The organism is Pseudomonas sp. NFX98 (genome assembly GCF_047784845.1).
Taxonomy (GTDB): Bacteria; Pseudomonadota; Gammaproteobacteria; order Pseudomonadales; family Pseudomonadaceae; genus Aquipseudomonas.
Genome location: NZ_JBLNNF010000022.1, coordinates 26,510 through 39,659 on the forward strand (window position 1 = coordinate 26,510; position 13,150 = coordinate 39,659).

The 13,150-nt window shown below is 59.7% G+C and carries 9 protein-coding genes; 6 read left to right on the top strand and 3 right to left on the bottom strand.

Annotation, left to right across the window (positions count from 1 at the left end; all coding sequences use genetic code 11):
* Nucleotides 1–31: 31 nt before the first annotated feature.
* Nucleotides 32–1,453, bottom strand: a complete 1,422-nt coding sequence (locus tag ACM110_RS25335; RefSeq protein ID WP_416129911.1) for a transglycosylase SLT domain-containing protein — start codon at nucleotides 1,451–1,453, stop codon at nucleotides 32–34.
* Nucleotides 1,454–1,688: 235 nt separating this feature from the next.
* Between ACM110_RS25335 and ACM110_RS25340 the strand changes: the two genes are divergently transcribed.
* The 3 genes from ACM110_RS25340 to ACM110_RS25350 all read left to right on the top strand — a co-directional run bounded on the left by ACM110_RS25340 (nucleotide 1,689) and on the right by ACM110_RS25350 (nucleotide 7,700).
* Nucleotides 1,689–2,498 (top strand): TatD family hydrolase, encoded by an 810-nt coding sequence (locus tag ACM110_RS25340; RefSeq protein ID WP_338582280.1) that lies wholly within the window; start codon nucleotides 1,689–1,691, stop codon nucleotides 2,496–2,498.
* A 102-nt stretch (nucleotides 2,499–2,600) separates the two neighbouring features.
* Nucleotides 2,601–4,082: a methyl-accepting chemotaxis protein gene (locus ACM110_RS25345; protein WP_416129912.1), complete on the top strand. Its 1,482-nt coding sequence runs from the start codon at nucleotides 2,601–2,603 to the stop codon at nucleotides 4,080–4,082.
* A gap of 147 nt (nucleotides 4,083–4,229) precedes the next feature.
* On the top strand, nucleotides 4,230–7,700 hold the full coding sequence (locus ACM110_RS25350) for a NahK/ErcS family hybrid sensor histidine kinase/response regulator (protein WP_416129913.1): 3,471 nt from the start codon (nucleotides 4,230–4,232) through the stop codon (nucleotides 7,698–7,700).
* A 108-nt stretch (nucleotides 7,701–7,808) separates the two neighbouring features.
* Here ACM110_RS25350 and rmuC read toward each other — a convergent pair whose 3' ends face one another.
* Both rmuC and ACM110_RS25360 read right to left on the bottom strand, forming a co-directional pair.
* Entirely contained in the window at nucleotides 7,809–9,173 is a 1,365-nt protein-coding gene (gene rmuC, locus ACM110_RS25355; RefSeq protein WP_416129975.1) for a DNA recombination protein RmuC, read from the bottom strand.
* A gap of 175 nt (nucleotides 9,174–9,348) precedes the next feature.
* Nucleotides 9,349–9,672 carry a sel1 repeat family protein gene (locus tag ACM110_RS25360; protein ID WP_416129914.1) on the bottom strand — a complete coding sequence of 108 codons (324 nt, stop codon included), beginning with the start codon at nucleotides 9,670–9,672 and terminating at the stop codon, nucleotides 9,349–9,351.
* 995 nt (nucleotides 9,673–10,667) lie between these two features.
* On the opposite strand from ACM110_RS25360, the gene ACM110_RS25365 reads away from it, so the two are divergent.
* From ACM110_RS25365 to ACM110_RS25375, 3 genes are all read left to right on the top strand, one after another.
* On the top strand, nucleotides 10,668–10,892 hold the full coding sequence (locus tag ACM110_RS25365) for a hypothetical protein (protein WP_130908481.1): 225 nt from the start codon (nucleotides 10,668–10,670) through the stop codon (nucleotides 10,890–10,892).
* A gap of 272 nt (nucleotides 10,893–11,164) precedes the next feature.
* Entirely contained in the window at nucleotides 11,165–11,647 is a 483-nt protein-coding gene (locus ACM110_RS25370) for a hypothetical protein (RefSeq protein WP_416129915.1), read from the top strand.
* A gap of 147 nt (nucleotides 11,648–11,794) precedes the next feature.
* On the top strand, nucleotides 11,795–13,075 hold the full coding sequence (locus tag ACM110_RS25375; RefSeq protein WP_416129916.1) for an OmpP1/FadL family transporter: 1,281 nt from the start codon (nucleotides 11,795–11,797) through the stop codon (nucleotides 13,073–13,075).
* The last annotated feature ends 75 nt before the right edge of the window (nucleotides 13,076–13,150 follow it).

The following is a 13,150-nucleotide window of genomic DNA, read 5'->3' on the forward strand; positions in this document are numbered from 1 at the left end:
AAAAATCCACCTTAACAATCAGTTTATTCGATCACTTACGAAGGGCAACCTTCTGCCCCTGGGGCTCCAACGACTCCCGCTCCCGATCGAACGCCAGGTAATACTTGTTCACGCTATTAACATAGCTGACAGGTCCCATTCCCACCTGCTCCATGGCGATGCGCTCAACCTGAAAGAACCACTGATTGGGATTCAACCCGCGTCGCCGTGCCTCGGCGCGCATCCCCTGAACCCGCTCGGGACCGATGTTGTAGGCCGCCAGCACGAACGCCATGCGCTCGCGCTCGTTGAGTTTGGGGCTGGCGAAGAACTTGCGACGAATCATCGCCAGGTATTTGGCCCCAGCCTGCACATTGGCATCGAGATCCTGAATGTTGCTGACGCCGACTCGCTGCGCTGCGGAAGGCGTGATCTGCATCAGGCCGGTCGGCGCGCCGCCACTGCGCGCCTTGGGTTGCAGGCCTGACTCCTTGAACGCCAACGCCGCCAGGTTCAGCCAGTCCATGCCCTGGGCGTCGGCATGTTTTTGCAGCACCGGGCGAAGTTTTTCCAGACGCTGCCGGTCAGCCTTGGCCAAGGGATAGTGCACTTGATAGAGACGCCGATAGATGCGCAGGAAAGCGACGTCCTGATCCGACGGCTTTTTGTAACCGGCGAGGAAACGGTCAATGCTGGCCCGCAACATCGAGGCATCGCGGCGCACAAACCAGAACTCCTCGCCTGGCTCGCTGATCAGCACCTGCCGGTCGAGACGCAATTTCGGCAGGATCTTGCTCCAGCGCTCGGCAATCGGTTGTTCGACGATGGTCAGGTGAAAAATCCCGCCCTGGACCATCTCCAGCACGTCCTCGACCGCCAGGCTCGGATCGACCCACTCGATGGTCACCGGTGGCAATTTATGCAGCGCGAGCTTTTGATTGATCTGGCTGACGGCGTCTCCGGCGGCGCTGCCGGTCGGCAGTGCCAGGGTTTTGCCCGACAGTTGTTCGAGACGGGTATAGCGGCGTTCGCCCTTGATGCCGACCAGCACCAGCGGAATGTTGCTGGCAATCGGCTCACTCGTACTGACAGCGTAACCGGCTCGCAGGTCGAGCAATTCACCCGGCGCCACCAGATCGCCCTCCCCGCGCTGCAACGCGCCGAGCAACTGATCCTTGGCCTTGGGGATGATCTTGAGGGTGATTTCCTGACCGTCACGGGCGTGACCGTTGAGGTATTGCTCGAAGGCGCGCAAACGATGGTATTCGACGCCGATGGCCTGGCCCTGGACTTCGCCGGAGCTGTTGCGGCTCTGGTTGACCAGCACCCGGAGCACGCGACTGCTGCGGATTTCCGTCAGGTCCCGGACCTTGGCCGCCGGCACGGCTTGCAGCGGCCCGGGCAGACGCGCGACCGCCGAAACCGGCAGCAGCAGCGAACAGCACAGCAGGAGCAAAACCGAGGGACGAATCATCCACTCTCCGCAAAGAATTCGGGTTGATCACATGAGTGATTTCATGAAATCACACGACAAAAACAGAGCGCCTGAGCGCTGGCAAAGTGCGAGAGACTGGCACAGTGATGGCACTCTGACCACCCCACCCAATCCCGCGGAATCAAAAGACAGCTATAACTCGTTGTAGTTCTTGGTTTTTCTTATAAATCTACAGCTCTGATATGCTTTCCGGCCTTTGGTCCGAGGTAGCACCATGCAACTCATCGATATCGGCGTCAACCTGACCAACCCCAGTTTTGCCGACAAGCATCAGGCTGTACTCGACCGCGCTTATGCTGCCGGCGTCTGCCAATTGGTGCTGACCGGCACCAACGTCGAGGGCAGCGAACAGGCGCTGGAACTGTGCCAGCAACTGGATGAAAGCGCGCAACGGCTATTCGCCACCGCCGGCATTCATCCCCACGCGGCCAGCGACTGGAACGCCGACAGCGCCAGTCGACTGCGCAGCCTGCTCAAGGAATCGAACGTAGTCGCCGTGGGCGAATGCGGCCTGGATTTCAACCGCGATTTCTCGCCGCGCCCGCAACAGGAAAAAGTCCTCGAAGAGCATCTGGCGCTGGCGGTCGAGTTGCAGATGCCGGTGTTCCTGCACGAGCGTGATGCCAGCCAGCGTCTGCTGGAAATCCTGCGCGACTACCGCGACCAATTGCCGGCCGCCGTGGTGCACTGCTTCACCGGGGAAAAATCCGCGCTGTTCAGTTACCTCGATATGGACCTGCACATCGGCATTACCGGCTGGATTTGCGACGAGCGCCGCGGCACTCATCTGCATCCACTGGTGAAAGAGATCAAGCGCGGGCGCCTGATGCTTGAAAGCGATGCGCCGTACTTGCTGCCGCGCAGCCTGCGGCCGAAGCCGAAGAACGGCCGTAATGAGCCGGCGTATCTGACCGAAGTGTTGCGTGAGGTGGCGTTGCATCGCGGGGAGACAGAGGAAGATCTGGCGGCGCACACGACTGCATGTGCACGGGCATTTTATGGTTTGCCCACCATCCCCCTGTAAACACAGCTCGCACACATTGACCTGCATCAAGATCTGAACCCTGCATAGCGGCACAATACTGGCACCTTGCCAATACTGTTTCCGCTATCAGAGAAGACCTCCATGGGTGCCTGGCTTAGCAATATCTCGTTGAAGTACAAATTCTGGGCGGTGAATGCCGTCGCGTTCATCACCACTCTGCTGCTGGTGGTGTACGCAGTGCAGCTCGAACAGCAAGCCCTGAACCAGGCCGTGCAGGCTTCGGCACAGGCTCAGGCCCGATTGCTCGGCACCTGGCCTGCCGGGCAGCCGTTACCCAAAGCCGAAAACCTGCTGACGTTCAATCGCGGACAGGTTCCGATGCTGAACGAGCAAGCGGTGCCGCAACTGACCAATGCCAATGGTTGGGTCGATATAAATGCCATGCCGCTGCTGGGCAAAAACCTGCTGATAGGAGCCCAGGTATTCACTCGGGCGGACGGCCAACAGGTCGCGGTGATTGCCCATGGCCCGAGCCTCAGCCAGCTACTCAGTGAACGCTTTGCCAACTATGCGGTAGCGGTGCTCATCCTGATGCTGGCGATGCTCGGCGCTTCGCAATTGTTGATCCGCTTTCTGCTCAGCCAGCTCAACACCTTGAAAGACGTGATGCTGCACGTCGAGAAAACCGGCGACCTCTCGGCCCGCGTCCCGCTGGCGTGCCGCGACGAAGTCGGGCAAATGGCCAATGCCTTCAACGCGATGCAGGCCGGTTATCAACGGGTGGTCAACACCGTCGCCGGTACCGCGCGGCAATTGGACGACGGCGCTGCTCGGCTGGCGTCGAGCATGGACGAAGTACGCCACGGCATGCTTGATCAGCAGAGTGAAACCGACCAAGCCGCAACCGCGATCAACGAAATGACCGCCACGGTCTACCACATCGCCCAACACGCCGGCGCCACCCGCGACCTCTCACAGTCGGCCGATACCCTCGCCGGCAGCGGGCAGGCAGTGGTCATGCGTGTACAGAAGTCGATTGCCGGGCTGTCCACCGGCGTGCAGCAGACCGCCGAGATGATCCAGCGTCTGGCCGAGGACAGCCAGAAGATCAACGGCGTGGTCAATGTGATTCACAGCATTGCCGAGCAGACCAATCTTTTGGCGCTGAACGCCGCCATTGAAGCGGCCCGGGCCGGTGAAATGGGTCGTGGTTTTGCCGTGGTCGCCGATGAAGTGCGCAACCTGGCCAAGCGCGTACAGACGTCCACTGACGAAATTACCGTGATGGTCTCGGCGTTGCAGGCCGGCACACGGGACGCCGTGGACTTCATGCAGGAGAGCTCGTTCAAGGCTGACGACTGTGTACAACAGGCGCAGGAGGCCGGCGCTGCTCTGGCGGAAATCACCGGAGCGGTGGCGCAGATGCGTGAAAGCAACACGCAGATCGCGGTGGCGGCCGAGCAGCAAAGCCAGGTCGCAGAAGAAATGAACCGCGCAGTGGTGAGCATCCGCGACGTCACCGAGAACACGGTGCAGCAGACGATCAGTTCGGCGACCACCAGTAATGAACTGGCGGCATTGGCTGGCGAATTGAGCAAGGCCATCGGGCAACTCAAACTTTAACGGTTACTTCGCGAGCGAATCCGCCAAAGATTCCCTGCGACACCGCGCCGCTCCACGACCTTGGTCGACACTGACTAACCCGGGCTGTCGTGCGAGACTGTCTGTCCGGGCGGGAGGCCCGGGTGTCTTTGGTTGCCTGGAGTTCCCATGTCGCTGTCCAGCGGGCTGATTGCCGCCGTCGCCCTGGCCTATATGGCCATCATGTTCGCCATCGCCTTTTATGGTGACCGTCGCAGCGCGCCGTTGCCGCCGCGGGTGCGTGCCTGGGTGTATAGCCTGTCGCTGGCGGTGTACTGCACCAGTTGGACATTCTTTGGTGCGGTGGGCCAGGCGGCCGAACAGCTGTGGTCATTCCTGCCGATCTACCTCGGGCCGATCCTGCTGCTGATCGGTGCGCCGTGGGTCCTGCAAAAAATGGTGATGATCAGCAAGCAGGAGAACATTACCTCCATCGCTGACTTCATCGCCGCGCGCTATGGCAAATCCCAGTCGCTGGCGGTGGTGGTGGCGCTGATCTGCCTGGTCGGCGTGCTGCCCTACATTGCCCTGCAACTGAAGGGCATCGTGCTTGGCGTGAACCTGCTGATCGGTGCTGGCGCCGATGCCATGGGGGTTCGCGCGCAAGACACGGCATTGATCGTATCGCTGGTGCTGGCGCTGTTCACCATCGTCTTCGGTACGCGCAACCTCGACGCCACGGAACACCACCGCGGCATGGTGCTGGCGATTGCGTTCGAATCGTTGGTGAAGCTGTTCGCGTTCCTGGCAGTCGGCGCGTTCGTGACCTTCGGGCTGTATGACGGTTTCGATGATCTGTTCAATCAGGCCATGCTCGCCCCGCGCTTAGAGGAATACTGGAAAGAAACCATCAACTGGCCATCGATGGTGGTGCAGACCGGTGTGGCGATGATGGCGATCATCTGCCTGCCGCGACAGTTCCACGTGACTGTCGTCGAGAACATCGACCCGCAGGATTTGCGTCTGGCCAAATGGGTGTTCCCGGCTTATCTCGCTTTGGCGGCGTTGTTCGTCGTACCGATCGCGCTTGCGGGCCAGATGCTGCTGCCAAGCTCCGTACTGCCGGACTCCTTCGTCATCAGCCTGCCGCTGGCCCAGGCTCATCCGGCGCTGGCGTTGCTGGCCTTTATCGGCGGTGCGTCGGCGGCCACCGGCATGGTGATCGTGGCCAGTGTGGCGCTATCGACCATGGTGTCCAACGACATGCTGTTGCCGTGGCTGCTGCGCCGCAACAATGCCGAGCGCCCGTTCGAAGTGTTCCGCCAATGGATGCTCTCGGTGCGCCGCGTGAGCATCGTGGTCATTCTGCTTCTGGCCTACGTCGCCTATCGACTGTTGGGTTCGACCGCCAGCCTGGCAACCATCGGCCAGATCGCCTTCGCCGCCGTGACGCAACTGGCGCCGGCCATGCTCGGCGCGCTGTACTGGAAACAGGCCAACCGTCGCGGCGTCTTTGCCGGCCTCGCCGCCGGGACGTTCCTGTGGTTCTACACGCTGATCCTGCCGATCGCCGCCCACAGCCTCGGCATGTCCCTGAACAGTTTTCCGGGCCTCGCCTGGCTGCACAGCAACCCGCTGAACCTGCCGATCACCCCGCTGACCCAAGGCGTGGTCCTGTCCCTGGCCGGTAACTTCACGTTGTTCGCCTGGGTCTCGGTGCTGTCGCGCACACGGGTCTCGGAACACTGGCAGGCCGGTCGTTTCATCGGCCAGGAAATCAGTGCCCGGCCCAGCGCACGCTCGATGCTCGCGGTACAGATCGACGATCTGCTGCAACTCGCGGCGCGCTTCGTCGGCGAGGAACGCGCCCGTCAGAGTTTCATTCGCTTTGCCTACCGTCAGGGCAAGGGCTTCAACCCGAGCCAGAACGCCGACGGTGAATGGATCGCTCACACCGAACGTTTGCTGGCCGGTGTACTGGGGGCTTCGTCGACCCGCGCGGTGGTTAAAGCCGCCATCGAAGGCCGGGAGATGCAACTGGAGGACGTCGTGCGCATTGCCGACGAAGCCTCGGAAGTTCTGCAATTCAACCGCGCGCTGCTGCAAGGGGCGATCGAGAACATCACCCAGGGCATCAGCGTGGTCGATCAGTCGCTGAAACTGGTGGCCTGGAACCGTCGCTATCTCGAACTGTTCAACTACCCGGACGGTTTGATCAGCGTTGGCCGGCCGATCGCCGACATCATTCGCCACAATGCCGAGCGTGGCTTGTGCGGCCCCGGCGAAGCCGAAGTGCATGTCGCCCGACGCCTGCACTGGATGCGTCAGGGCCGGGCGCACACGTCCGAGCGTTTGTTCCCCAATGGCCGGGTGATCGAGCTGATCGGCAACCCGATGCCCGGCGGCGGCTTCGTCATGAGCTTCACCGACATTACCCCGTTCCGCGAAGCCGAGCAGGCGTTGACCGAAGCCAACGAGGGCCTGGAACAAAGGGTGGCCGAGCGCACCCACGAACTGTCGCAGCTCAATGTGGCCCTGACCGAAGCCAAGGGCACCGCCGAAGCGGCGAACCAGTCGAAAACCCGATTCCTGGCGGCCGTCAGCCATGACTTGATGCAACCGTTGAACGCCGCGCGACTGTTCTCCGCCGCCCTCACCCACCAGGACGACGGCTTGTCCGGCGAAGCGCAAAAACTGATCCATCACCTGGATAGTTCGCTGCGTTCGGCCGAAGACCTGATCAGTGATTTGCTGGACATTTCCCGTTTGGAAAACGGCAAGATCAACCCCGACCCCAAACCCTTCGCGCTCAACGAGTTGTTCGCCCCCCTCGGCGCCGAATTCAAGGCGCTGGCGCGGGATCAAGGACTGGAGTTCCGCGTCAGAAGCAGCTCGCTGCGCATCGACAGCGACATCAAACTGTTGCGCCGGATCCTGCAAAACTTCCTCACCAACGCCTTCCGCTACGCCAAAGGCCCGGTGCTGCTGGGGGTTCGCCGGCGCAAGGGCGAGTTGTGCCTGGAAGTCTGGGACCGCGGGCCGGGCATTCCCGAAGACAAGCAGCGGGTGATCTTCGAAGAATTCAAACGCCTGGACAGCCATCAGACACGCGCCGAAAAAGGTCTGGGATTGGGGCTGGCGATTGCCGACGGACTGTGCCGAGTGCTGGGGCACACCTTGCTCGTCCGTTCCTGGCCGGGTCGCGGCAGTGTGTTCAGCGTCAGGGTTCCGCTAGCCCCCGCGCAAACCGCGTTGCCGGCCAAGGCGGCCGAACTCAACGGCAAATTGCTCAACGGCGCACAGGTGCTGTGCATCGACAATGAAGACAGCATCCTTATCGGCATGAACAGCTTGCTGACCCGCTGGGGTTGTCAGGTCTGGACGGCGCGCAATCGTGAAGAATGCATGGCGCTGCTCAGTGACGGCGTGCGTCCGCAATTGGCCTTGGTGGATTTCCACCTCGACGACGGCGAAACCGGAACCGAGCTGATGGCCTGGTTGCGCACCCGACTGGGCGAACCGGTGCCGGGCGTGGTGATCAGCGCCGATGGGCGGCCGGAAACGATGGCCCAGGTACATGCGGCTGGGCTGGATTACCTGGCAAAACCGGTGAAACCGGCGGCGTTGCGGGCGTTGTTGAGTCGGCATTTGCCGTTGTAAGGGATTCGCTGGATGGAGGCGACTTCAAAAAAGATCGCAGCCTTCGGCAGCTCCTACGAGGATCGAGTATTCCTGTAGGAGCTGCCGAAGGCTGCGATCTTTTGATCTTTATTCCGGCAACTCGACCAACCCATCGACATCAGTCATCGCCCGCTCCAGCAAATCCGCCGGCAGGCTTTTGCTCGCCCGTGCCCCCAGCAACTTGAGCTGCTCACTGCGGCTGACCAGATTACCGCGGCCCTCTGTCAGTTTGTTGCGCGCCGCGCTGTAGGCTTTGTCCAGTTGCTGCAAGCGATTGCCGACCTCGTCCAGATCCTGAATGAACAATACGAACTTGTCGTACAGCCACCCGGCGCGTTCGGCGATTTCCCGGGCATTCTGGCTTTGCCGCTCCTGCTTCCACAGGCTGTCGATCACACGCAGGGTCGCCAGCAAAGTGGTCGGGCTGACAATCACGATGTTGCGGTCGAACGCTTCCTGGAACAGCGTCGGCTCGGCCTGCAATGCAGCGGAAAATGCTGCTTCAATCGGCACGAACAACAGAACGAAATCGAGACTGTGCAAGCCGTCGAGTCGCTTGTAATCCTTTCCGGCCAAGCCTTTGACGTGATTGCGCAGGGACAGCACGTGTTGCTTGATGGCGATCTGGCCGATGCCTTCGTCCTCGGCCGCCACGTATTGCTGATAAGCCGTGAGGCTGACCTTGGAGTCGACCACCACCTGCTTGTCGCCCGGCAGATAGATGATCACATCCGGCTGGAACCGTTCGCCGTCCGGCCCTTTGAGATTGACCTGGGTCTGGTACTCGCGGCCCTTCTCCAGACCGGCATGCTCAAGCACCCGTTCCAGAATCAGCTCACCCCAGTTGCCCTGGGTCTTCTGCCCCTTCAAGGCACGGGTCAGGTTGGTGGCCTCGTCGCTCAGGCGCAGATTCAACTGTTGCAGGCGCTCCAGCTCCTTGGCCAAGGAAAAGCGCTCACGCGCCTCGGCCTGATAGCTTTCCTCGACGCGTTTTTCAAAAGACTGGATGCGTTCCTTCAACGGATCGAGCAACTGCCCGAGGCGTTGCTGACTGGTTTCGGCGAAACGCTGCTCACGCTCATCGAAGATTTTCCCCGCCAGCTCGGCAAACTGCGCACGTAGCTCGTCTCGCGAGCCCTGCAAGTCGTTGAGGCGTTGCTGATGGCTTTCCTGCTGCTCACGCAGCTCGGCGTTGAGCGAAGCGGCCTGCGCGTCCAGACGGCGCAATTCAGCTTCTTTGCCGGCACGTTCGATATTCCAGGCGTGAGCGGCATCGCGCGCATCGTCACGCTCGATTTGCAGCAGTTCGACTTCACGGCGTACGGCGGCGAGGTCCGCCTGTTTCGCGGCATTGGCCTGACCCAGATCAGCAATCTCATCGCGACTGGCTTCAAGTTGCGCGTTCAAGCCATCCTGCGCCAGATGCGCCGTAGCGAGGCGCTCTTCCAGCAGCGCCGCGTCGGCCTGTGCGGTGCCCGCCCGGCGCTGGAGCTGCCAGGCCAATACCAGTAACGGCAGAGCAGCGCCCGCCAGACCGAGCAATGCGCTGGTCAAGTCCATAGCCATAGCCATTCCTGCCATTGAAATAATGCTTGAAGGTTAACCAAGGCGTCAGGTCTTGGACAGCTCAGTCTTCGATCAGGCCCAGTTCCTGTTGCGCACGCAGATCCCCTGCCCGTGCGGCCTGACGCAAAAGATCGTGGCCGATCCGTCGATCGCGGGCATTCCCGCATTCACGGCACATCAACTGGCCGAGACGACTTTGCGCTGCCACGATCCCTTCACGGGCCGGTTGCTTGAGCAATCGTCCGGCGATGTGTTTGACGTTAGGGTTTTCGCCCAGGCGCGGGCTGTCCAGCAACCACTCTGCCACCCGCATCGAAAAACGCTTGGGCGGGACAACAGTGGTGGTTTTGGAGGAAGAGGAATCGGAAGGTGTACGAAACTTCATAAAGCACTGTGGGCAGATCGGAAGGCGCGCCACTCTACTCTTTTTTTCTTACAGGTAAAGCCGAAAAAATCCCGGCACGCCCGTGCTAGAGCAAGCGCTCGGGACAATCCACAGAAGCTGTGGATAACTCAGTGGACAACCGCCCCTGAACTCGCGCAAAGCCCTGTGGAATGGGGCCTGCAGTCAAACTGACGATTTTTTCACCAGTTAAAAAAAGCGATGTTTTTCATTGACTTAAATTTTGGTTACAGGCACCCACTATGCTTGAACGCTACATGACAGCGGTGTGACAGACTGCGCAACTAATGTGCACAAGTATCTTCGCAGCGGTTATATCGATGCGCGTTTTCGGCGCACTTTGTCTCTTTGCCTGGGGATAAACCTTGGCAAACCCGTGATCCAGGCCGCTTGCTACCCGCTGAGCGGTGATGACCATCGGTCGGATTCTGAGCTGTTTCAGAGCATTACCGGGGTTCACGACCTTCGATGAAAGACCTTTCGCAGGTGCTTACAACCCAAGTCAGTAATCTTTTTGGCTAACACACTTCCCTTCGCCAGTTCAATCCGTTAGTATCCGCGGCGTTAGTACCAAGCTGAAAGTCAATTCTGGTCGAACAAATCCCCCCGGTCAGCCTTCCAACAGGAAGCCTTCCACCGAACAAGCGGGATCGACCACCTCGATGGTTTCCAGGTAAATCTTGCGCCAACACAGCCTTTGAATCGAAAGCAAAGGGTGTTGCCAGGCTCACTTACTCTGACCGAACCAACCTGCAAATTGATCAGGATCTTCACCCCGGGCCCAGAACCTTTGCCCTCGATGTGTTGCCTGCCCTCCTAAGTACCTACCTGCCGGCCCAAGCGCGCAAAAATCATAGCGCTTCAAACTGGCTGCTTTGTTCCAGTCGGGTTCTTCGTTCGACCAATGGTGGTCGTCGTTACTGGAACGTTTTAATTTTGCACGGTTCTTATCCGTGTCGCTTGCAGGAACACCATTAATGACTACTCAAATCCATGCACAGGATGCCATCCGCACCCTAACCAACGCTTTTGCACCAATGAACTGCCTGATCATGGCCGCTCGCAAAGGCTGCTTCAGCTTCACCCTGGTCAACGAACACGGCATCGCCCGTCACAGCGAACGCCTGTACCCCGATCAATACTCCAGCGCCGAACCGCTGCAGGCTGTGATCGAACGTACTCGTCAGGCACTGGTTGCCTGAGACGCCAGCAAGGCTGAAACATCAAAAGCCCCGCTCAAAAAGCGGGGCTTTTTGTTGCCCGACATTTCACATTGCGTGCGCAATGGCTAGCACCAACCGATATAACGGTTATAACTGGAAGCCGGAAATATTTTAAAAACAGGCCTTTACGTAGCGAATATGACACTACACTTCAACTCAAGCGGCTTGTTCCGCTTCCGGCGAGCCTGAGTCGATCCACCGCTGCCAAAGCCCATCAGGCCTCGCCCCTATTTGATGGTTTCGAGGGTTTTATGGGTATCGCTGCCAGCGAACTGTGCCGTTATGTGATCCGTCCGACGCTGATCTACCTGGGACGCCATAGCGCAACTGCCGAATCCCTGCTGCTGGGCATCGCCGCCAGTCAGTCAGCCCTTGGTTCCGCCCTGCATGACCGCCGTGGACACGGCCTGTATCGTATCGCCGAACCCCGCCACCAAGCACTCTGGGACCATTACCTGGCACTCGACCCCGAGCGCGCCAGCCTGGTTCGCGGCCTGGCCAGCCAACATGCTTTTCTCAGTGGCCCGCACCTGGAATTGACCGTTAACCTGCGTTACGCCACAGCCATCGCCTGGCTGCTGGTCGAAGAACAGAACACTCCGCTCCCCGAAGCAGACGACCTGCTGGGCATGGCCCGAATCTGGCGCCAGACCTTCCAGCCCCAAGGACGCCTCAGAGACTTCACCTTCGCTTGGCAAACTTGTGTTTCACCGCTGAATCAGGTTGCCTGCTGATCACTCCTGGATCCAAAGATCGCGTAACACGTCGCGATTTTAGTCGGATTGTCCTACAAAACCGCTCTAAATCAAGCCATACAGCCTATGGCGCTGGGACGAAAATGTTGGTAATTTTCGCCCCGGTGATCACCAGGAGTTCTAATAATGAAAAAAGTAATGCTCAAAACCACCATTAGCCTCGCCGTTGCCATGGCATCCACCCAGATCTTTGCAAGTGGCTTTGCCCTGAACGAACAAAGCATCAGCGGGATGGGTACTGGTTTTGCCGGGCGATCTTCTTCTGCCGACGACGCATCCACCATTGTTGGCAACCCTGCCGGCATGTCTCGCCTCAAGCGCGAACAAGTGACCGGCGGTGTTGCATTCATCGACGCACACACCGACATCAGCGATGCCAGCTCTCGTCCGAACGGCGGCACCAACAAAGGTGACATGGTCCCTTTCATGGGCGTGCCGATGGGCTATTACGTCAAGCCACTCGATGACCAGTGGGCGGTCGGTTTCGGCGTGTACGCTCCGTTCGGTCTGGTAACAGATTATGAAAACGGCTTTGCCGGCCGTTACTTCGGCAGCAAGAGCGAAGTCAAGATCGTCACCCTGCAGCCAACCGTCAGCTATGCCTTTAACGACAAGGTGTCGATCGGTTTCGGTCCGACTATCAACCGTATCGACGGCAAGCTGGAATCGAACCTGTCGCTGGACCCGCGCGCACCGGACGGCGAAGTCCGGATCAAGGGTGACGACACTGCTCTGGGCTACAACGTCGGTATCCTGGTACAAGCTACCGACAGCACCCGCGTCGGCCTGACCTACCACTCGAAAGTGAAGTACAAACTCGACGGTGACACCAAGGTCAACTACGGTCTGCTCGGCGCACTGGGTCAGAACCCGAACCAGAAGTTCGACGCCTCGCTGGACATCACCACGCCTGAGTCGGTTGATTTCTCGGTTACCCATCAGCTGGACGACCAGTGGACCCTCTACGCAGGCAGCACCTGGACTCGCTGGAGCCGCCTGAAAGAAATCTCTGTTGAAAACGAAGGCGTTCCTGCTGCCCTGGCCGCACGCGGGCTTGGCACTATCACTGAAGAACAGAACTGGCACGACACCTGGGCTCACGCCATTGGCGCTTCGTATCAGCTGAACAAGCAGTGGGTACTGCGTACCGGTCTGTCCGTTGACCAGGCGCCAACCAACAACGAAAACCGCTCCCCACGCATCCCGACTGGCGATCGCAAGATTTTCAGCCTGGGCGCCGGCTGGAGCCCGACCGACGACCTGACCATCGACGTGGCGTACTCGTACCTGCGTGAAGAGTCGGTCAAGGTCAACAACAGCAACGGTGCTCCCCGCAACCAGAGCTACAGCGCCAAGTATGAAAACTGGGCGAACGGTTTCGGTATCGGTGCGACCTACCGCTTCTGATGATTCACGGCGAGCCTGAACCACTCGCCACCTGAATCAAAAAAGCCCCGCTCTCTTTTACAGAGGCGGGGCTTT